This is a genomic window from Bacillus sp. AP8 (genome assembly GCF_000321185.1).
GTDB lineage: Bacteria > Bacillota > Bacilli > Bacillales > DSM-1321 > Bacillus_AD > Bacillus_AD massilioanorexius.
The window spans coordinates 71,311-93,492 of record NZ_CAPG01000027.1 but is presented as its reverse complement, the minus strand read 5'-3'; the positions used below and the strand labels follow the sequence as shown (position 1 = coordinate 93,492).

Below are 22,182 nucleotides of genomic sequence, written 5' to 3'. Positions count from 1 at the left end.
ACATCACCCACTTCTTCATTTATTATTTACCTAATTCCAGCTAAAGCTTAACATTCCTGCAAGCTCTAAATTTAAATTACATTTTCACAGATTTATTTCTCTTCTTCATCATGTATTCTTACCTTACTCAGTTCCTTTCTTAATAACTTGCTGAATCATTTTATTCAATTCCTGCACCTGTAAAGCAAATTTTGGAGTTGAGTTCAGATGATATTTCTTCTTTAAAGATAGAATCCGATATACACTTTGATCAATTCGTTCTTCACTAATTCTTTTATCTTGTACAGCTTTCTTAAGCGCTTGAAATACTTTTTCAACATTATGATCTTGATTATGTCCAATTAAAAGAAGATCCGTACCAGCTCTTACAGATCGTATAGCCGCATTAGCAATTGGATAATGGTTCACTATAGCTCCCATAGTTAAATCATCACTAACGACAACTCCATTAAATGCTAATTGATTTCGCAAAATATCTTCTATAATAACCTTTGACATCGATGCTGGATATTTTCCATCTACATTAGACAATAGGATGTGTGCAACCATTACCATATCCGCTTGGCTTTCAATAGCTTCCTTAAAAGGAATAAATTCAAACGATTGTAATCTTGAAAGTGAAGCATGTACTTTCGGTAAATGATAATGAGAGTCCATCAACGTATCCCCATGTCCTGGAAAATGTTTAACGACAGAAATTACATTTTCAGTTTGGATTCCCTTCATCATTGATACACCTAGCTTCGCTACAAGATTAGCATCAGAACCAAAGGAACGATCACCAATAACCGAATTTTCCGGGTTGCTTTGAATGTCCAATACAGGGGCGAAATCAACATTAAATCCTAACGCTGATACTTCCTTTGCAAGAACTCTTCCTAGTTCATAACTGTATGCAGATTTTTTACTTTGTCCAATCATGCGGTTACTTGGAGTATTGATAATCGACTTTGGCATACGATTCACTCTGCCACCCTCTTGATCAATAGATAAAAAGAGAGGGATCTTATTAACAGTGTTAGCCTTTTTCAATGCATTGGTTAATTGAACGAGCTGTTTCGTATCCTTAATATTCCGGCTAAAAAGGATAAAACCTCCTAATTTATATTGATTTATTAATGACTGAACATTCGTATCTAGCTGATAACCGTCAAAGCCACCAATAATCATTTGGCCTACTTTTTCCTCTAAAGTCATGGAATTTACTTGCTCTTGTATTTTATCAACCTTTTTTATTACTGAAACTTCCTCTATATGTATTTTTTGATTGACTGGCTCTGTAACACCACATCCACTAATAACAAATAAAAAGACTGTCATAATGAGAAATAATCTTCTAAGCATGAATAAGGACCCTTTCTTGCTAATAATTTCTTCAATATTTATTCCCATTTTAAAGTATATGCCATTTCAACTCAGGGTTTTCATGATTTATTGATAAATCTTATCCAAAAATAGATAATTACAGAAAAAAATCAAAAATATCATAAATAAAGTTATACTTATTTTATACCGCACAAACTAGAGCTAATACTCCACTCCTTTACATTAGAAGCATCAAAGTTTGGATGTTGGAATATATATGCCAGAATATACAATATGGCGATTTATGTAAGCTTCTCTAAAAAGAGTTTCACTGAATAAAAAATTTTTAATGGAGGATTAATGATGAATACCATGTTAGATTTATTTCTAGAAAATGAAAAGCAAATAAAAAAAGCATTTCGTTTTGAAAATCAATTAGTTCAAAAATTCGCCGCTTTACAAATAGCTTTGCAAAATCAAACAGTGGATATCGAAAAAGCAAAAGAAATGATGGAATACGTAAAAAAAGAAACTTCTGCTTTTTCTTATTTCAGAAGCAATAATTTACTTCCCATTTCTATAGCCTTATCTTTACATTCAAATGGTTTTGAAGTGTTTCAATTGACTCAAAAATATTACGAAGACCTAAAGAAAGCAGGATTCAAACGCTCACATAACCTTCCATTCATGGCCTATTTTTTGGCAACTGAAGTAGACAATAATGATGTATCAATGATTATTGAAAGAGCCCTTGATTTCTATCAAAAAATGAAAGAAGAGCATGTATGGTTAACCTCAAGTGAAGATTATATGAACGCATTAATTCTTGCTCATAGTCACTCTGATGTTTCTTTGGCTATTCATGAAATAGAAAAATGCTACGATTACTTAAATAATCAGGGTTTAAGAAAAGGGAATACTTTACAAGCTATTAGTCATTTATTATCACTAAGTAATGACTCACATTCAAATAAATGTGATCGCTTATTGCAATATGAAGCATTATTAAAAGAGAATAAAATCTCTCTCAATTCCTACTCTAAAACCCTTTTAGGGATATTAGCAATCCTTGAAGTTCAGCCAGAAAGTATTGTAAATGAAATGATGAAAGTAGATGACCAGCTTAGTAAACAAAAAGGGTTTGGGAACTTTAGCTTAGGAAAAGCAAATCGTAGTTTATTTACTATTGCTATAGTATCTGCTCCATATCTAAGGGCTGAATCTGCTCAGACTTTAAACTCTACTATTCAAAACAGTATTCAAAGTATAATATTAGCCGAACAAGCAGCTATTATTGCTTCCATATCAGCTGCCACAGCAGCTTCTAATTCAGGTTCATCTTCTAATTAATACTTGAGGGGATTTTTCATATTTTCATAGGACTATTTTCATTATAAATAAGTAGTTAGTAAAGGGTGCATTTTGCTCCACAGTAGTCATAGAGCAGCGGGCCTTTCGCTCCCCCGCTGCTCTCTTAGGAGTATTACAGCAGGTACTCCACTCAACAGTTTTTTACTAATTTTATTCACTGGACTAAATTACATATTATAAGCTCATAAAAACAGACTTTCATTGGCACCCTCTTTATTCTTTACATAAGCCTCAAAAATGAATGATTAATCATTCATTTTATACTAGTATGATTATTAACATGCCATTCCATATGATAAGGAGAGAAAACTATGAAACATTACGATAATTTAAAAAAAGTTCAACAAGGTAAGCTTCCAGATGCACCAATCGCAAAATTATTAGGATTTAAAATTTCTGATTTAGAAGTAGGAAAAATCATTTTTGAAATGGAAACATCCGAACGTTTTTATAACCCTATGGGAACCCTTCATGGTAGTATTTTATGTGACTTATCTGATGCTGCAATGGGTTATGCTTTTGCTAGTACACTTGAAGATGATGAAGCCTTTACTACTGTTGAAATCAAACTTAATTTTTTGAAACCTATTTGGAGATCTAAGCTTCGTGCGATCAGCCAAGTTATAAAAAAAGGAAATAATATTGGCTTACTTGAATGTCATGTTTATGATGAAAAAGATAGTTTAGTTGCACACTCAACAAGCACCTGTATGATTCTACGAAAAGAAATGGCAGAAGGCAGATCGATTCAAGAAACAAAATAATAGCTAAAAACTGCACCTTCGCGCAGTTTTTAGCTTTGCTATCATCACCGATATAATTTCTTCACCATAAGAACCGTTTATTACCACATAATATTTGACAATTAAGAAAATTACATATACTCTACCTCTTGAAGCTATTTATTAAAGAAAGGATGATTACATATGTTTGATATTATTATTATTGGAGCTGGACCAGCTGGTGCTAGCGCTGCAATCTTTTCTTCAAAGGCTGGTAAGAAAACATTATTAATTGATAATGACAAAGGTATGACAAAACGTGCCTGGGTTGAAAATCATTACGGAGTTTTAGAAGTAGCTGGTCCAGATTTAATTGAAACAGGAAAAAAACAAGCAGAAAAATTTGGTACTGAACTAGTAGCTTCTACAGTTACTAACATTGAAAAATTAGAATCAGGGTTTGAAATAGTAACTGAAGACAATGATACTTACAAAGCAAATCATGTTATTCTAGCTACTGGCGCTCTTGTTCCACTTGCAGAAACAATTGGACTTCTAACAAAAGCTGGTACAGAACCTAGAATTAAAACCGTGTTAGATGTAAATAATGAAGGGCAAACAAACATTCCAGGAATATGGGCTGCTGGTACTTGTGCAGGAGTAAGTGTACATACGATTATCACAGCAGGCGACGGAGCAAAAGTAGCAATAAACGTTCTAAGTGAGATAAATGGAGAACGATATGTAGATCATGACATATTGAAATAAGAGCTATTGTTAAAAGGGTGTCGTCCATAATTTTAGGACGCCACCCTCTTACATTCTTATCTATTTTATAATTAAGCGTAATGCTTTATCTTCGTTAATAACAATACTTTTATGTTAGTTGCTAAAGATGATTGTTTTTCAACTTATAAATCTCATTTTGGAGAAATATGAAGCCCTTGATCTTGTAACCATTCCGCATAAAATATATTTTTTTCATTTTCAAACCCTTGAGCCTGTAATTGATTATACAGCCAATTACGATCGTAACCAAATTCTTCTAAATTATCCCAAATAATTTTGCCATCAAGGATAAATGTAGTAGCTAAAAATATGGGGTTCTCAGGAAAATGAAAATCTTGTCTTGTTGTTTTTTCATGTGTTGACTGCAAACGTATACTGATTTGTCCATTCGGCTCCATAAGTGCAAATGCAACTTCACGTAATGAAAAAACATCTTTTTGTCTTAATAAACTCAATATTTGATTCACACTCAGTTTATATTTAGCAGCTAAACTCCTATCAATTATTCCATTTCTAATAATAATCGCAGGTTTTCCTTCTAAAATAAACCTTACCTTGTTCCATTTTAATGAGAGATATTGAAACAACAGCATTAATACGGTCCACAGCCCAATTGTATATAACACATACATAATATTAATGTGATCCTCATAGATAGCATGTCCAACTAAATCATCCAATAATAGGATAAATACATAATGAAAAGGCGTAATCGAACTTCTCCCTGTTATCAGGATTGTAAAAAATAAAGCTAGAAAGCCTATAAGTAATTTAATTGTTATCAAGCCAATATTCAAATCTCCCAAAAACAATTCCTCCTGAAGCAGCATTCTATAATTTCATTATGTCGAAAATAACCTATTATATTCTCTTTTCTTCTGAGAACTTCATTCATCTGGAAGTGAATATAACTTAAATGAATATGAGATATTCAGTTATCGTTCAATGAACTAAATAAAATCAATAAAATCACAAACTATTAATCTAAAAAAGAGAGTGTCCAAAATCCATTGAATTGGTTGGACACCCTCTCTTTTTGTATATATTACTTCTTCCTCTATAGCGGAAGAAGTAAATGATAAAAATAATCTAACTAGACACGTAAACACCAGCTCTTTTAAAGGATACCATATTTAAGACAGCTATCTTAGCCTTTTAAATGAAATGGCACTGTTGTAACGATAACATCCTTTTGATAAAGTAGCACAGTTCGAATGATTAAACTGGATTGATTATGCAAAATGTTTTGCCAGCTTTTATTCGGAATAAATTGTGGAATCAGTACCGTTACTCGATAGTTAGACTCATTTGCTTTATGCTCAACGATTTTTATAAATTTGGTAAGTGGTTGAACCATGCTTCTATAACTTGAATATAGCGTAACTAATCGAATATCCGGTTGCCATTTCTTCCACTTTTCCTCAAAGCTCTTTTCACTATTTTTTTCAAATGATATATGAACAGCGATGATTTGATCTGGTGCGAGTGATTTAGCATAATTCAATGAATTTTCCACAACTCTTGTCATTCCAGCTATAGGTACAATGATTACATTCCCTGAAATTTTAGGTGCGGGATCGTCTATAGCGATTCTCAATTGTGCACCGACTGCATCATAGTGCTTTTTAATTTTATGAAAGCAGAAAATAAGCCATGGTAAGAAAATTAATACTGCCCAAACTTGAGTAAACTTTGTTATGAAGAAAATCATCATAACACCAAAGCTAATAAATGCTCCAACAAAATTAATAGTTAGTTTTACAAGCCAGTTTTTTGGTTTTTCACGAATCCATTTTACAAGCATACCCGTTTGAGAAAACGTAAAAGGAATAAATACACCGACTGCATATAACGGGATTAGTTTTTCCGTATGACCTTGGAAAGTGATAATTAATACTATCGAAGCGATTCCTAGAAAAATAATACCATTTGAATAACCTAATCGATCCCCTCTATTCGTAAACATTCTGGCAATATATTTATCTTTTGCTAGATTATAAGCAAGTAAGGGAAAAGCAGAAAAACCCGTATTAGCAGCTAAGACAAGAATTAAGGCTGTAGTCCCCTGGATAAAATAATACATCAAGTTTCTTCCAAATATTTGACTAGCAATCTGTGATACAACGGTTTCATCATGCTTTGGTCCAACTCCATAATAATAAGCAAGAAAAACAATTCCAGTAAATAGTACAGCTAAAATTAGCCCCATTGCCATTAACGTTTTTGCAGCATTTTTAGGTGCGGGATCCTTAAAATTAGGAATAGCATTTGAAATTGCTTCTACTCCTGTTAATGCTGAACTGCCAGAAGCAAATGCTTTCAATAATATAAACAACGAAATACCTGCTACAGGTGTACCGATTGATTGGTGTAAATCAGGTGAAACGTGACCTGTTACAATTTGATATATACCGACACCAATTAATATGAATAAAGCAAATACAAATAAATAAACTGGATAAGCTAAAATCGAAGCAGACTCGGTTAAGCCTCTTAAATTCAGTAAAGTTAACAAAATAACTAAAACACAAGCAATTATTACTTTATATGGGTGAAGTGTCGGGAACGCTGATGTGATAGCGTCTGTACCAGCAGAAACACTAACCGATACGGTTAAAATATAGTCTACTAATAAAGATCCTCCTGCAATCAGCCCCGCGTTTACACCTAAATTTTCCTTTGATACTATATATGCTCCTCCACCATGTGGATAAGCATATATGATTTGACGATATGATAAGATAAGTGCCAATAGCAAAAATAATACAAATGCAGCTATTGGAATCGAATACCAATATGCTAGTGCACTTACTGATAGTAAGACTATTAATATTTGCTCAGGTCCGTATGCTACAGATGATAAAGCATCTGAAGATAAAATAGCTAAAGCTTTTTTCTTATTTAATTTCTGATCTCCTAATTCGGTTGACTTAAGCGGATGACCAATTAACAATCTTTTTAATCCTGATAACATAATGACATCTCCATATGATTGAAATTTAATACGATCATAATTACTAAGTTCGTTCCTCAAATTGTGCTACTCCTATGCAGTTATATATTGCAGTGTAAGGTCAACGAACTAGTTTTTTCATCAATATGCTGTTCAAGACAAAGATAAATAAGCCCATAAGGCACAGTAAATAACCTTATGGACTGTTATAAATTTTTCCATAAGCTTCACCTTCCCCTCTCACAACGCTTACGAGGTTAGCTGTCGGATTCGGGACAGAAGAGTATCCCTACCTACAAAACGTAGGATTCACCCCGGCAGGACATTATTCATCCTATTATGGGTCCCCCGCTCATAATGATTAAGCGATTTGAAAATATGAAACTAGAGATTATAATACTCCGTTCTTTTCTATATGTAAATAAATTTATTCGAAAAATAAAAATATTTTTCAATAGTTATTTACTAAAAAAACCTTCGTTCAATTTTCATAGACGAAGGTCATGTAGAGAACAAAAATTATTTACTTTCCTCTTTTATTTTGCCTTTTATTAGATACCAAATATGTATAAAAATTAGAATTCCATTTATGATCCATATACTTAGTGCCCCAATTAAAAGACCGTAAACGACAAACAGGATGCAACCGATAATATTAATCATGCGAATCTTTCTTTCCCCAGTAATTGCAAAGGATAATAAGATAAATACTCCAGCTAATATACCTAATAACTCAACCATTCAACCACTTCTTTCTATAATCTATTCTCGATACATTAGATTATATTTATGAATTGCACTTGATTTATTTTGCCATTTTCCTTTACAAATTATTAGTTTATATCGAATTTACATTCAAAAAGTCTTTTTCAGCCACAAATAATATTATACCTATATAACAAATACCATTATCACAAACCGTGTTGTCATTGAACAAGCAACAAATATTGCTTGATTTATGTTCCAAGTCCGTATGGCAGTCGACGATGAACCTTCACTCCAAATAATTACTTATCATGTCGCGCGTCGCAATCCACTTGCTAGACTTTCTACATTCACAACCGTCGCAATGAATAAAATGATCATCAAAAAAGACTTGTATCGTATCAATAATTGATACGATACAAGTCTTTTCCTACAATTATTACGCAAATACAAACAGGTTTTTAGCTAAACGTTCTGCTAAATTTTTACCATTTGTAATACAAGCTCCAATACCTACGCCATAGTATGAACAGCCTGCCAAATGAACATTTGGATACGTTTTTTCTAAATCCATATTTAATAAACGTATACACTCTGGATGTTCAATCGTATAATTGGGCATTAAGTTCGTCCATTTCGTTACCTCTACTGAAATAGGCATATCTTTCAATCCTAGCGATTTTTCGATATCCATCATCGCTACTTTCAACAATTCATTCTCGTTCATATTATTCAGTTGCTCATAAGAAGGTATGGAACTTTTATAAAAAAGACGTGTTAATAATTTACCATCTGTTGATGTATTTGGCCATTTTCTACTTGTCCAAGTACAAGCATTACAAAGCAAATCCGTATCTTCTGATGAAACAATAAAGCCAGTACCATCTGTCGGTAATTTTGAATCTGGTAAATCAAATCCTAAATAAATACTAATTAGAGATGAGTTTTTTAATCGATTAAAATTTTGATCTAATTTCTCATCGTTCAATAATTGCTGTGCAGCATTATGAGGTATGCTTAAAACTATCGTATCTGCTTGTATAGTATCGTAATTTTCACAAGTGATTGCATATCCATGTTTTTCTTTTTGAACCGAAGATGTTTGTACCCCTTTTAAAATAGTAACATCTGTCAATTTGGATTCTAATTGATCAATTAATGTTTTTAATCCATTTTTAAACGAAATAAATTTTTTATTGTTTTTATTAGCTTGTAGAGGATTAGCAGCTAATCCACGTATAATACTACCATATTCATTCTTATAATCTAGTAAATATGGAAGTGTTGAAGCAATGGAAAGATCATAAAGATTTCCTGAATAAACACCAGAAAGAATCGGTGATATTTGTTTTTCAACCATTTCCTTACCTAAGAAGCACTCTAAAAACTCTCCAATAGAGTCTTCTTTTGTAAACCTTATATTCTCACTATCTAAATCCTTAAGCGCAGCTTCCTTTCCTTGTTTAGAAACAAGAGCACTGTTATTTAAAGCAGCTATACTTGTAGGTATCCCATATACACAGCCATCAGGCATTTTATGTAATTGATGATCTGTATAAATAAATGACGTACCTGTTGCATTATAAACAATATCATCATTTAATTGTAAATCCTCTAATAAAGGAAGAACATCCTTCTTATTTGCTACAATGGAATCCGCACCGCTTTCGATTTTAAAACCATTATGATAAACCGTTCTAATCTTCCCACCTAATTGATTATTTTTTTCAATTAATAGTAACTCAATTTCTAATCCGTGTTGCCTTTTCCAATTTTGTAAATAGTACATCGTTGATAGTCCTGTAATGCCTCCACCTATGACGACAACTTTCTTCACAGTATCCACTTCCCCCTCAAATATTATCTATAATTATAGCACTTACACCAAATGATAAATTTTCCAATATAGTGACAGAAAAATAGCTAACCCAATGGGCTAGCTATTTACAAAACATATATTTTAAGAAAAAGGGGTTATAACTACACTATACGCTTTAATTGTTAACAGATTATTACAATACTTTTAAATTTCATGATATTTTCGCAAAAATTATTACCATTCTATCACAAGTGCGCATAAGTTGAATTCTACTCATCCTTTTTATACTAATGAACTTATGTAAAAACAACACCTTTTAGAAAACAGCACAAGATGATGACATTATCTATACTTATAGCCAAATTGTTTTATTATCATATGATTTTCTTCTTTTATCAGTTAATTCAAGATTTTCTTGAGGATAGCCAATAAAGACAGTACCAATGATTTTTTTATTTTCAGGCGCTCCAATAAACTCATATAAACGCTGATCTCTAACTAGCCCTACTCCACGAGTACGCCAGACAAAACCTAGTCCAAGTTCTTCCGCTGCTAACCACATGGAATGAATGGCACAACAAACAGCATATTCATTATCTGTAGAAGCAGCTTCATCATCTGATGTGATATCAGCAGTTGCCACAATGATAACAGGTGTACTCGTTACAACGTCTAGTGAACTCTTAATAAGATTGGGCTTTGTTGGAAAACGTTCTTCCAAGTATTGTTCAGCCATATTTTCATAGCGTTTCTTTGCTTCATCCTTTATGACAAAAAAACTCCAAGGCTCTCTATTACGATCATTAGGTGCCCATGTAGCAACTTCTAATAAGGTTTCTATGACATCTTTTGTTATTTCACGATTTTCATAATTTCGAATCGCTCTTCGTTTTTTTAAAGCCTCTAATACATTCACTTATCCCTACACCTCTAAATTCTATTCACAATCAATGACTTTCTCGAACCACATAGCCTTTTCTCGAATTTTTATAACATCCCCCACTAAGAAAATAGCTGGATGATTTAAGCCAGCCTCTTCAGCTAACTCATATATATTCTCAAGTGTTCCAGTAACGGTTCTTTGTCGTTTCGTCGTTCCCCATTCTATAACAGCAGCCGGTGTCTGAATATCTCTACCATGGGTTATCAAACTTTCACATATGTAGGGTAGATTTCCCATCCCCATATAAAAGGCAATCGTATCAATTCCTTGTGCAAGTGCCTGCCAATTAATATGATCTTGACCTTTGTTTGCTCTTCCATGACCTGTAACCATGGCAAAGCTAGACGCATAATCACGATGAGTTACTGGTATTCCTGCATAAGCCGGTGCCGCAATACCAGAAGTAACGCCAGGAACAATTTCATAATAAATCCCTTGCTCAGCTAAAATTTCCGCCTCTTCTCCTACTCGACCAAATACGCATGGATCTCCACCTTTTAATCTTGTGACTGTTTTACCAGCCAGCGCTTTTTCAACTAATAATCGATGAATTTCTTCTTGAATGAATGCATGCTTCCCAGGTAATTTCCCACAAAAAATAATTTCTGCATCCTTTTTAGCATATGTTAATATTTCTGGATTGACCAATCGATCATAAGCAATAACATCTGCTTGTTCTATACACTCTAATGCCCGTATAGTTAATAGTTTAGGGTCTCCAGGTCCAGCCCCAACAAGATATACTTTTCCATTCTTCATGAAACAAACCCCTTTCCTCTATGATGTCTTCTTTGTTTTATACAGTAAACAAGTTTGAACCCATTGATTAACTATTTCAGGATTAGAAGCAAAATGTAGATGAGTATAACCCGATACAAGATTATCTAATAAATAACCCTCTTTTTTTACTCCTTTTCTTCCTTTCGTCTCGTAAGCCGGTTTATAAGGCATATCCGTTGAAAAGGTCGAGTAGTGAAATTCATGCCCTTTTACAAATTGATTTTGTCTAATCAAAAAATTATCGGTAGCTCCATTAATTTCTCGGTAGCCTAATGCCACTCTTTTAGTGTGCATCGTGACTTTCCCAGGAATTAAGCCCACCATGTCATAGCTCTTACCATCTGATGAGATAATAGAATCCGTTAAATACATAAAGCCGCCACACTCTGCTAGTGTTGGTAAACCATTTTCAATGGCAATCTTTATCGAGCTCTTCACATCTTCATGGTGAGCTAAAATATCGGCAAACTCTTCTGGAAAACCTCCCCCAATATATAGACCATTGGCTTCAGTAGGAAGTACTTCTCCTTTTAATGGTGAAAAATAAACAAGCTTAGCTCCGTACGCTTCCAATAATTCCAAATTTTCTTGATAGTAAAAATTAAATGCAGCATCTTTCGCCACTGCAATCGTTACAATCTCTTCTAATTTTGATTCAAAGATGGATGTATGTTTTTTTCAATTACCTTTGTTTCAGCTAGTTGATATAGCTGATCTACCTCCACAGTCTCTAAAACAAGTTCTCCTAATGTATCAAAAAAATCATCAAGTTCTCCTCGTTCAATAACTGGAATAAGACCTAAATGTCTGCTTGGTATATCAATATGGCTTTCTTTTTTCATATAGCCAACAACTGGAATCCCACATTCTTTTTCAATTGCCGCTTTAACAATTTTATAATGACCTTCACTTCCTACACAGTTAGCTATTACTCCAACGATATTCGGTGAAGAGTCAAAATTTTGAAAGCCTTTAACTATTGCAGCAACACTACGTGCCATACTTGCACAATTCACAACTAAAATTACTGGGGAATCTGTAATTATACTAATTTCAGCAGTTGAACCTTGATTGGATAATGGGCTTTTCCCATCAAAAAAACCCATTACCCCTTCTATAATTGAAATATCCGCATCCTCACTATTTCGAGCTATAATATCTTTCAATATTTCTTCATCGAACATCCAACTATCCAAATTCCGAGAAACTCTTCCTGTAACAGCACTATGATAAGTTGGATCAATATAATCAGGTCCACATTTATAGCCTTGAACAGAATACCCTTTTTTCCGGAATGCAGACATAATACCTAGAGTTAATGTTGTTTTTCCAACACCACTACCAGTTCCCGCTAGGACTAATCTTCTCCTTTTCATTTTTACACTTCCTCTAACAATTTGATTAGAATTCAATAACACCTACCGAAATTGTAGTATTACCTGATTTTTTCTTAACGAGGACAAGCTCATCAGCCCTAGTATAGAGCCTCACAGCTGGCTCACTTACCCCATGAGCACCTGTATATTTATAAACCGTATCTGATGGTTGCTCTATTTTTACTTTGTTAAGCTCCTGAGGAGAATAATAAACAAATTCCCAATCATATTTATTAGCTACTTCCACTAATCCAAGCTCATCTTTTTTCAGATCGATTGTGCAAATTGCTTTAACACTTTTAATCGATAGCTTTAACTCGTCCATCGTATTAAGGATAACTTGTTCAATTTCCTCTGCTGATGTACCTCTATTACACCCCATACCAATAGCTAAGCTTTTCGGTCGATAAACGACTCCATTTTCCAAAATGGCATGTTCATCATCATTTAACTTCCGATGCGTAATCACAAGTGCCGCTTGTGGTTTATCGATTAATGCCGTTTGAATATCAGAATAAAGAGTAAAATGAGAAGGCATTTCTCGTTCGAAGGTCCACCAATTTTTTTCCCCTGATTCTTGGATAATGGCAACCCTTTCTTCATTCACTACTGATGCACTAACTGGTGTTAATTTTTCAGCAGAATCCCAAACCCAGCCAAATCGAGAGCCAAATAAGTCTACTGGAATCGTTTTTTGAACATCAGAAGCCGTTGTAATAATGGCGCTAGCTCCTAATGAAGCTGCTACTTCATGTGTTAATTCATTAGCTCCTCCCAAATGACCTGATAAAACACTAATGACATTTTCACCACGATCATCAATTACAACAATTCCAGGGTCCGTTTTTTTATCTTGTAAAATCGGTGCAATCATACGAACAACTGCACCGAGCGAAATAATCAAAATAAGACCATCATATTTTCGAAAAAGAACAGGAAGTAATAGTCGAACGCTTCCACTAAATAATTGGATATGTTTTTGCTGCTCATCACCTCGTTCGAGTTTACTCATATAATACAAATCAGAATGAGTAAACACAGCATGTAATTTCCTCGCTAGTTCAACCCCATGCTTTGTTATTGCGACAATCGCATATTGATGATGTTGATTAACCGCAGGAAATTCTCCTTCTTTTAACTGAATCATCATGCTTTCACACCTTTTCTAAAACCATGAGTAAAAGTTGCATCATAAAGCTTAGAACGGTAGTCTTTATCGTGAATACCTGGATCCAATGCCCATCCAGCAAGTATCATCGCATGCTTACGAATCCCATTCTTTCGCATATCTTCATCTAAATGTGCTAATGTTGTACGGACAATTTTTTGGTCTGGCCAAGTGGCACGTTGAATGACAGCTATGGGTGTCTCCTCACTCCATCCAGCTGCTTGTAGCTCTTTCATTATTTTTTTGGTTAATGTTGCACTTAAAAACATCGCAATTGTACAATGATGCTTCGCTAATTCTTGTAACTTTTCAAACTCCGGTACGGGAGTACGTCCTTCTGCTCTAGTCAAAATGACCGTCTGGGTTAAATCTGGAATGGTTAACTCTGCTCCTATAGCTGCTGCTGAAGCAAAAACTGAACTAACGCCTGGAATAATTTCGTAGCCAATACCTGCTGTTTTTAAAAGAGAAATTTGTTCCATGATAGCTCCATACATCGCTGGATCTCCTGTATGTATTCTGGCAACTTTTTTTCCTGCTCGAACACGGTTAACCATGATCTCAACTATTTCCTGTAAATGCATACCTGCTGTTTTTAACACTTCTGCATCTGGCTTTGCCTTTGCAATTAATTCATCATTAACCAATGAATCCGTATATAATATGACATCAACCGTTTGAAGAATATTTAATCCTTTAACAGTGATTAAATCCGGGTCACCTGGTCCTGCTCCAACAATGTAAATTTTCATTTTCTCACCACCATTAACGTTAAATATTCAAGTTCCACACCATCTAATTCGCGGATATCCCATATTATTTCTTCATCAGAAGTCACTTTCGTAACAACCGACGCTTTATCCATTAATTGTAAATCTCTTAAAACAGAAAGCATTAAATCTATCACTTTAGCTACTTTAATAAAAATAACGCAGTCATGATTCTCGATTACTTTTTTCATTTCTTCATAATTATCAGTTGCCGGAATAATCGCAACATGGTCATCACCATCAGCAAGTGGAATGGAAAGTCGAGAGGCTACTCCTAGAACTGATGAAATACCTGGTACAACTTCAATCTTTACCTCAGGATGTAACGCTGTCATCAAATTCATCATATGAATAAAGGTGCTGTATAGCATGGGGTCACCTTCTGTTAAAAACGCCACATCTTTTCCTTGTTCTAGTTTCTCCCATACAAGTTCAACAGCTTGATTCCATTCACGCTCAAGCGTTTCTTTATGCTTCGTCATCGGGAAAACAAGGCCAAGCATCTCTTTCTCTGCAGTATTGAGATAGACATCACAAATCTTCTGTGCATAACTCTTACTACCTTTTCTTTTTTTCGGATAGGCAATTACTTGTGATTCCGTAATTTTGCGGAAAGCTTTAACTGTAATTAACTCAGGATCACCAGGACCTACTCCTAGACCAAACAATGTACCAAGATTACTCATTGTTTCCTTCCTTTCTTTCTGCTGAAATGATATAAACCGGATTTAAAGGAACAAAACGATTCATTTGTAAAATAGGTTTACTTTTTGAAATTTGAGTATGCGTTACAGAAGTATCAAATCCTGCTTGATTGAAAGCTTGATTAGCTAAATATAAATTTTCAATAGTGACTGCATTTAAAACAATGCGGCCTCCTTTTTTCAGTCGTGAACAACACACTTGAATAAGCTCATTCATTTCACCGCCAGTGCCTCCTATAAATATGGCATCTGGATCAGGAAACATTTCTAACCCTTCTGGAGCTTTTCCATGTATGGCCGTGAGATCCACACGAAACTTTTGTTGATTGAGCATACAATTGTCAAGATCAGCTTCATTTTTTTCAATTGCAAACACTTGGCCTTCACGAGCAATTTTGGCTGCTTCAATGGCCATTGAGCCAGTACAAGTTCCTACATCCCAAACGATGCTATCCTTTTTAAGATTCATATATGATAGGCTTAAAACACGAATGTCTTTTTTGGTTATTAATCCTTTATCGGGTTTACGTTGAGAAAACTCTTCATCTTCTATACCTAAGGACCACTCTTTACAATCTTTTTCTTTTTTCAAAATGAGAATATTTAACGGAGAAAAGTTCTCTTGCTTCATCTCTTCAAGTTCATACCAACCACATTTTTCATTGATGGATTCTAAATTTTCCGCAACGAAAGCACGGTATTCAATCATGCCAAATTTTAACAAATAGTCTGCAATGGCATTGGGTGTGTTTTGATTATCTGTTAAAAGCACAATTTTCGAATAGCCATCTATTCTTTGTGCTAATCCCTTTATACTTCTTCCGTGAACACTTGTGAAATAAGCATCCTGCCATGATTCTCCTATTCTAGAGAAAGCTACTTGTATCGAGCTTAAATAAGGATAGATATCGAGCTTAATATGTTTAGATAAATAGCTTCCTATTCCATAAAATAACGGATCACCTGAAGCGAGAATAACCGTTGGCTTTTTTTCCTGCAAAAGACGTTCTGTTAATTGCTTCAGTCCACCTTTAATGATGACCTTTTCGCCCTTGAATTTTGGAAAAAAAGAAAGAGCTCGCTCACCGCCAACTAATACTTCACATTCATCAATCCATTTTTTGTATAACGGTAACAAGCTTTCTGTACCGTTATCACCAATACCGATTAGCTTAATTGATTGTGTCAATGTCAACAGCCCTTCCTAATAATTGTCCTTTCATGGAATAGATGGCAGTAGAACAGTTAAGACCACCTTTCACTTCTTTCAAAATCGAGTGACAGCAGTACGCACTTAATTGATCAAAAAAGTGTGTATAGCCATTTTCAAGCATCAAATCTCCTACTTGAGAGGCTGTATTTGCTAGCGATATTTCCTCTAACAAAGCATCATCCGCTCCCGCTTCCTTTGCCACTTTTGCTAAAAAATGAAAATCAACAGGTGCGCTTTTTGAGTGAACCATCATAACTCCTTGTGCTACCTTCGAAAATTTCCCCATCATCCCAACTAGAGACACCTTTTTTACTCCCTGCTTTTTGCACTGCTTCATTGAAAAACCCACAAAGTCCCCCATTTCAATGAATGCCTCTTCTTGTAATTCTGGATAAAGACTCATGGCATATTTTTCACTTCGTCCACCTGTAGTGAACACCAAATGTTCACAACCATTCGCCAAGGCAACACTAATAGCCTGAACTATACTAGCCATATAAGCTGAACTTGAAAAAGGAACAACGGTACCTCTTGTTCCTAAAATGGATATTCCTCCTACAATACCTAAACGGCCATTCAACGTCTTCTTAGCAATTTCTTCACCATCTGGAACCGAGATGACCACTTTAACTCCTTTTGACACATCGTATTCTTCCATTACTTCTTGAACAGTTTCATAAATCATCTTTCGTGGAACCGGATTAATTGCTGCTTCACCTACCGGAATGGGTAAACCAGGCTTTGTCACTCTGCCTACCCCAATTCCACCGTCTAATACAATTCCCGGCTCATTAATCCAATGTACAGTTGAAACGATTAATGCTTTATGGGTTGCATCAGGATCATCTCCAGCATCTTTTATCGTTTCAGCTGTAACACATTCCTCATTTCGTTCGTATTTTTCAATTAGAAATGTTGCTTTTTTTCCAACTGGTAAATGAATCGTTACATCAGATTGATTTTCTCCCGTAATTAGTGCAAGTAATGCTGCTTTTGTTACTGCTGTTGCGCAAGCTCCTGTTGTATATCCATGTCGCATTTTTGATGGATCTTTTCTTTCTTTTTTTTGCATTTATTTTTGATCGGCTAATAGAGAAATAGCATTAATCGCAGCTACCGTTACTGTACTACCACCTTTACGACCAATATTCGTAATGAATGGTATATCTAATTTAGCCAACTCCTCTTTCGATTCAGCAGCTGATACAAACCCTACAGGTAAACCAATAATTAAATCTGGTTTTGCTACCCCTTCTTTCACTAGTCGAATTAGTTCCAATAAAGCTGTCGGTGCATTTCCAATTGCATAAATACCACCTTCATTTTCTTCTAATGCTTTTCGCATCGAGATTATGGCACGTGTTGTGTTTAAACGCTTTGCTTCTTTCATGACATCTTCATCGGAAATATATACTTTTACCTCGCCACCATACTTCGCAATTCGCGGTTTACTAACTCCCCCTTGAATCATTTGTACATCTGCAATCACATTTCTACCTTTTCTAATAGCCTCTACTCCGGCTTTAATGGCATTCGGATGAAAGAGAACACTTCTACCTAGTTCAAAATCAGCTGAAGCATGAATAATTCGCTGAACTACTTTGTATTGTTCAGGTGAAAAAGGATGTTCCCCTATTTCTTCTGTTATAATGTCAAAACTAATTCCTTCTATTTGTTGTGGTTGTACTGTTAATGGTTTAAATTCTGTACGAAAATCCAATTGTATTTCCCCTTTCTCAATGAAAACCATTGCCTTTTGATTGATTCGTTTCAACTTTGAGATCAACTCATTCAACTTTTTATGAAACTGTTTCAACTTCAAGAGAAAATGATTCAACTTTTCTACTATTTGATTCAACTTCCTAATCTAATGCTTTTTCTGGCTAACTTGACTTTTTATCGCAGCAATCATATCTACAAAATCTGAATAGACGTTAACGTATTCTACTTTTGGACGTGAAATCATAATCGTTTCGATTCCATTTTCTGAAGCTGCCTCTAGCTTTTCGTCCACCGAACCAACTTTTCCACTTTCTTTTGTAATCATGAGCGTGACACCGTAGTTTTCAAATAAAGCCTTATTTAAATCCTTAGAAAATGGCCCTTGGATGGCAATGATATTCTTTTGCTCCACACCAAGCTCTTGACATTTTTCCATATTATCTAAGCGCGGCAACATTCTTGCTAGCAGTCTAGTATTTTCTAAACCTAGTAACTTTTCTGTAAAAATATGCAGTGTTTTGCTACCAGTCGTCAGCATAATAACACCGCGTTTTTCGGCAGCTAAATTTGCCGCTTCCTCATAATTTTTCACGATTATTAGCTTATCATCTTTAAAACTCTGTATTTCTCTTTCGTAGCGAAAATAAGGAACATTCGCTAATTCTGCTGCTAGAAGAGCATTTTTTGATGTTTCTTCAGCAAATGGGTGGCTTGCATCCACAATGGCTTTAAAGTTTTTTTTACGAATCATCTCTTCCATATCTTCAGCTGTTAATCGACCAATATGAACATGCAAGCCCTCTGCTTTCAAGCTATTAGCAGCCGATTCAGTTACGACCGTAGCCAAAACTGGATACCCTTCTGCTTCTATGGAAATGGCTAATTCTCTTGCATCACTAGTACCTGCTAAAAATAAAATCATTTCACCGACTCCGTTTTATCATGATGTTCATGATGGTGATGGTGATGGTGGGAATGATCATGGTGATGATGATGGTCAACAAACTCCATCGCATCAATTCGATATTTACAAGTATCACAGTTCATTTTTACAGTTCCTTGTAAAGCCTCAGCCACACGGTCTTGTAAAATAATTTGCAGCTTAGGATCGTAACCAAAATATTCAGCTAAAACGAATTCACATTCTGGATACTGCTTTTCATAGATATCCTTCCAATCAGCCATTCTTTCCATTAAAACACCAGTGAACAAGAAATAAGGAAGCATGATAATTTTTTTGGCACCTAGTTTTAAGCAACGCTCTATTCCTTCATCTACAGAAGGAGATGTTACACCCATAAATGCATTTTCAATATACTTTACATCTAACTTCTCCCAAAGTAATCTTGAAATTTTGTAAAAATCACTATTGGCATCAGGATCACTTCCTCCTCTAGCGATTAATAGAATAGCAGTCTCTTCATGGTTAACATTTATATCTAGACCTGCTTCTTGTAAGCGAGATGTTAGTATTTCAAGAATCTGCTCATGTACTCCAATAGGTCTACCATATGTAAAGTTCACATTCGGATACTTTTCCTTTGCCTCGTCAATTGCCGCTGGGATATGAATTTTCGAATGACCAGCTGGTAACAAAATAATCGGAATTACATGAATATCTGTTGCTCCTCTATTCACACATGCAGCAATTCCTTGTGGAATATTCGGTGTTTCAAACTCCAAAAAGCAAGTTTCTACTATTAAATTTCCATCCATAGTTGGTAGCATTTTTTCAACAAATGCACTGACTTCTTGATTTCCTTCTTTTAATTGACTTCCATGACCTACAAATAAGACAGCCTTCATATTTCATTTCCCCCTTTAATCTCCACAAGGTGCAGGAGCAATTTCAATTTTTGGTGACATATCCTGAAACTTATATCCTTCAATTTCTTTTACACGTTTAAAATACTTAAATAATCTTTCATTTGGATGTGCATTTTCCTTATAATTGTCAATAATAGCTTTTATCTTCCCAACTATTTGTTCAGGAGGAATTCCCTCCTCAACCGGCTGACCTGGATGTGCTGTTCTACCAACAGGCTTTGCTCCAAGAAACAAATCAAATTTACCTTTTCTAAAAACTATTCCTATATCGTTCATGACGGCTTGATAACACGCCATACCACAACCGTTAAAGCCGATATTTAATCGTTTAGGTAAACTTATTCCTTCGACTAATTCTTGAATTTCCTCTGCATATGGGATAGATTCCGCCTTTTCACCATCGCAGAAATCGCAAGCTTTTATCGTAACGACATCCCCGATTGGTGAAAGTAAAAAAGCAGCATCTTGAAGTTTCTTCGTAATAACCTCTGGTTGTACAGTTGGGATACGTAGAACTATTTGATGATCTGGAGTATATTCCATCGTTCCCTTATCTCCTACAACTTCAACAAGTGTTAACATTTGCTGAGTTGAAAATTGTTTATTGGCAACTCCAGGACTTACTGCAAGTTCAAATATGGATTCTAACTTTGGTTGTATATACTCTCTTTTTTCTCCATCAATTAGCGCTAATGCTTCTAACGCGATTTCTAACGATGATGTGTTTTTGTCTTGTATGATCTCTGTAATCACTGTTTCTTGATTTAATGCCCAAGGTTCTGCTTCCTTCTTTAAACGTTGATGAGGCTTTAACGGTTGTTTTTCCGAACCAAGTGTATATTTCCTTTGATAGCCCCTCGGTGTAATCATTTTACCTTCATAAAAAAATGTGGAAGAATTTCCGATAATGACTGTTGTTAGCATTCCAATTTCATGATTTAGCATGTCGCTTAATGTAGTCATAACAACTGATTGTGTATCACGGTAGCCCCCTTTCACTAATCCAACTGGTGTATCAGGTGAGCGATATTTCAAAAGAATCTTTTGAGTTTCCACAATTTGTCTTGTTCTCCTACCACTACGTGGGTTATATAACGCAATAACAAAATCCGCTTGTCCGGCTGCATCTACTCTTTTGGCAATAAGCTCCCAAGGCGTTAGGTGATCACTTAATGAAATTGTACAAGCATCATGCATAATCGGAGCACCTAACAAAGATGCACAGGAATTTATAGCAGAAATTCCTGGTATTATTTCTATTGCGATACCACTTTCTTCTTTCCAGCCTTTTTCAACCAATACTTCATATACGAGCCCGGCCATACCGTATACACCAGAATCCCCACTGGAAATAACAGCTACTTTTTTTCCAAGTTCCGCTTGTTTAACAGCCTCTTGTGCACGACTCACTTCTTCAGTCATTCCTGTACTAACAACGGTTTTATCAGAGATTAAACCCTGAATGAGATCGACATATGTTTTGTAACCAAGTACTATATCACTTTCTCGTATTGCTTCGACTGCCCGTGTTGTAATATGTTCATAATTACCAGGACCAAATCCTACTAAAAACAATTTGCCTTTTTCGCTCAATGAAAACACTCCTTTATGTCTCGGACATCTTATTTTTTCTTAGAGATTCCATTAATCGCTTTATATTTTTGATTTCTAGCCATTTTTCCATCAATAAATTGATAACTAACATAATCCATAATTGGTTCTTGATTGTATTTTTGAACGATTTCTCTACCAAGTTCAGGTGTTAGTGAGCCGTACCAAAGACCTTTTGGAAACTCGATTACGACAGGCGCATCTTTACAACGGCCATTACATCGAGTTCTTGTTGTATGAATATGTTCATCTAATCCTTGTTTTGCAATTTCATCACGTATTGCAAGAGTTACTTCTTCTGCATCTTTTCGATTGCAACTGCTACCATTACACATAAACAAATGAGTACTTGTCCCATTTAAATTCCATGTTGTCATTCAACTTCCCATCCTTCATTCGTTCAA

At 35.0% G+C, this 22,182-nt stretch carries 20 protein-coding genes, 1 pseudogene and 1 riboswitch; of the genes and pseudogenes, 3 read left to right on the top strand and 18 right to left on the bottom strand.

The features are described 5' to 3' along the window. Nucleotides 1–123 precede the first annotated feature (123 nt). Nucleotides 124–1,344 carry a beta-N-acetylhexosaminidase gene (gene nagZ / locus BN349_RS05145; RefSeq protein ID WP_019241206.1) on the bottom strand — a complete coding sequence of 407 codons (1,221 nt, stop codon included), beginning with the start codon at nucleotides 1,342–1,344 and terminating at the stop codon, nucleotides 124–126. Between the two features lie 321 nt (nucleotides 1,345–1,665). Between nagZ and BN349_RS05140 the strand changes: the two genes are divergently transcribed. The 3 genes from BN349_RS05140 to BN349_RS05130 all read left to right on the top strand — a co-directional run bounded on the left by BN349_RS05140 (nucleotide 1,666) and on the right by BN349_RS05130 (nucleotide 4,166). After that, nucleotides 1,666–2,655, top strand: a complete 990-nt coding sequence (locus tag BN349_RS05140) for a DUF4003 family protein (RefSeq protein WP_081591182.1) — start codon at nucleotides 1,666–1,668, stop codon at nucleotides 2,653–2,655. Nucleotides 2,656–2,987: 332 nt separating this feature from the next. After that, the gene (locus tag BN349_RS05135) at nucleotides 2,988–3,440 is read left to right on the top strand and encodes a PaaI family thioesterase (RefSeq protein WP_019241204.1); all 453 of its coding nucleotides are present in this window, start codon (nucleotides 2,988–2,990) and stop codon (nucleotides 3,438–3,440) included. A gap of 162 nt (nucleotides 3,441–3,602) precedes the next feature. Further along, nucleotides 3,603–4,166, top strand: coding sequence for an FAD-dependent oxidoreductase (locus BN349_RS05130; protein ID WP_019241203.1), 564 nt, complete (start codon nucleotides 3,603–3,605; stop codon nucleotides 4,164–4,166). A gap of 152 nt (nucleotides 4,167–4,318) precedes the next feature. Here the strand turns inward: BN349_RS05130 and BN349_RS05125 are convergent, their stop codons facing one another. The 17 genes and pseudogenes from BN349_RS05125 to BN349_RS05045 form a co-directional block, all read right to left on the bottom strand. Next, nucleotides 4,319–4,993 (bottom strand): DUF421 domain-containing protein, encoded by a 675-nt coding sequence (locus BN349_RS05125; protein WP_019241202.1) that lies wholly within the window; start codon nucleotides 4,991–4,993, stop codon nucleotides 4,319–4,321. A gap of 341 nt (nucleotides 4,994–5,334) precedes the next feature. Beyond that, nucleotides 5,335–7,161 (bottom strand): APC family permease, encoded by a 1,827-nt coding sequence (locus BN349_RS05120; protein ID WP_026089175.1) that lies wholly within the window; start codon nucleotides 7,159–7,161, stop codon nucleotides 5,335–5,337. 211 nt (nucleotides 7,162–7,372) lie between these two features. Next, a riboswitch (cyclic di-AMP (ydaO/yuaA leader) is annotated at nucleotides 7,373–7,518 on the bottom strand. A gap of 141 nt (nucleotides 7,519–7,659) precedes the next feature. Continuing rightward, entirely contained in the window at nucleotides 7,660–7,881 is a 222-nt protein-coding gene (locus BN349_RS05115; protein WP_019241200.1) for a hypothetical protein, read from the bottom strand. 403 nt (nucleotides 7,882–8,284) lie between these two features. Continuing rightward, the gene (gene hemG, locus BN349_RS05110) at nucleotides 8,285–9,682 is read right to left on the bottom strand and encodes a protoporphyrinogen oxidase (protein ID WP_019241199.1); all 1,398 of its coding nucleotides are present in this window, start codon (nucleotides 9,680–9,682) and stop codon (nucleotides 8,285–8,287) included. A 334-nt stretch (nucleotides 9,683–10,016) separates the two neighbouring features. Further along, nucleotides 10,017–10,580, bottom strand: coding sequence for a nitroreductase family protein (locus BN349_RS05105; RefSeq protein ID WP_019241198.1), 564 nt, complete (start codon nucleotides 10,578–10,580; stop codon nucleotides 10,017–10,019). A gap of 21 nt (nucleotides 10,581–10,601) precedes the next feature. Then, the gene (gene cobA / locus BN349_RS05100; protein WP_019241197.1) at nucleotides 10,602–11,366 is read right to left on the bottom strand and encodes a uroporphyrinogen-III C-methyltransferase; all 765 of its coding nucleotides are present in this window, start codon (nucleotides 11,364–11,366) and stop codon (nucleotides 10,602–10,604) included. 18 nt (nucleotides 11,367–11,384) lie between these two features. Continuing rightward, nucleotides 11,385–12,763, bottom strand: a pseudogene (locus BN349_RS23390) (cobyrinate a,c-diamide synthase). A gap of 25 nt (nucleotides 12,764–12,788) precedes the next feature. Then, nucleotides 12,789–13,910 carry a cobalt-precorrin 5A hydrolase gene (locus BN349_RS05090; protein ID WP_026089174.1) on the bottom strand — a complete coding sequence of 374 codons (1,122 nt, stop codon included), beginning with the start codon at nucleotides 13,908–13,910 and terminating at the stop codon, nucleotides 12,789–12,791. Then, entirely contained in the window at nucleotides 13,910–14,683 is a 774-nt protein-coding gene (gene cobM, locus BN349_RS05085) for a precorrin-4 C(11)-methyltransferase (protein WP_019241195.1), read from the bottom strand. The genes BN349_RS05090 and cobM overlap by 1 nt, the downstream gene beginning before the upstream one ends. Then, nucleotides 14,680–15,387: a precorrin-2 C(20)-methyltransferase gene (gene cobI, locus BN349_RS05080; RefSeq protein ID WP_019241194.1), complete on the bottom strand. Its 708-nt coding sequence runs from the start codon at nucleotides 15,385–15,387 to the stop codon at nucleotides 14,680–14,682. The genes cobM and cobI overlap by 4 nt, the downstream gene beginning before the upstream one ends. Beyond that, nucleotides 15,380–16,600 carry a precorrin-6y C5,15-methyltransferase (decarboxylating) subunit CbiE gene (gene cbiE / locus BN349_RS05075; RefSeq protein ID WP_019241193.1) on the bottom strand — a complete coding sequence of 407 codons (1,221 nt, stop codon included), beginning with the start codon at nucleotides 16,598–16,600 and terminating at the stop codon, nucleotides 15,380–15,382. Before cbiE ends, cobI begins: the two co-directional genes overlap by 8 nt. After that, nucleotides 16,578–17,690, bottom strand: a complete 1,113-nt coding sequence (locus tag BN349_RS05070) for a cobalt-precorrin-5B (C(1))-methyltransferase (protein WP_019241192.1) — start codon at nucleotides 17,688–17,690, stop codon at nucleotides 16,578–16,580. The genes cbiE and BN349_RS05070 overlap by 23 nt, the downstream gene beginning before the upstream one ends. Next, nucleotides 17,691–18,338 (bottom strand): precorrin-8X methylmutase, encoded by a 648-nt coding sequence (locus BN349_RS05065; protein WP_019241191.1) that lies wholly within the window; start codon nucleotides 18,336–18,338, stop codon nucleotides 17,691–17,693. It lies immediately after the preceding gene. Nucleotides 18,339–18,485: 147 nt separating this feature from the next. Next, the gene (gene cobK, locus BN349_RS05060; RefSeq protein ID WP_019241190.1) at nucleotides 18,486–19,262 is read right to left on the bottom strand and encodes a precorrin-6A reductase; all 777 of its coding nucleotides are present in this window, start codon (nucleotides 19,260–19,262) and stop codon (nucleotides 18,486–18,488) included. Beyond that, the gene (locus BN349_RS05055; protein WP_019241189.1) at nucleotides 19,259–20,146 is read right to left on the bottom strand and encodes a sirohydrochlorin chelatase; all 888 of its coding nucleotides are present in this window, start codon (nucleotides 20,144–20,146) and stop codon (nucleotides 19,259–19,261) included. Before BN349_RS05055 ends, cobK begins: the two co-directional genes overlap by 4 nt. A gap of 15 nt (nucleotides 20,147–20,161) precedes the next feature. Beyond that, nucleotides 20,162–21,760: a precorrin-3B C(17)-methyltransferase gene (gene cobJ / locus BN349_RS05050; protein ID WP_019241188.1), complete on the bottom strand. Its 1,599-nt coding sequence runs from the start codon at nucleotides 21,758–21,760 to the stop codon at nucleotides 20,162–20,164. Nucleotides 21,761–21,789: 29 nt separating this feature from the next. Continuing rightward, entirely contained in the window at nucleotides 21,790–22,155 is a 366-nt protein-coding gene (locus BN349_RS05045) for a (2Fe-2S) ferredoxin domain-containing protein (RefSeq protein WP_019241187.1), read from the bottom strand. Between the last annotated feature and the right edge of the window lie 27 nt (nucleotides 22,156–22,182).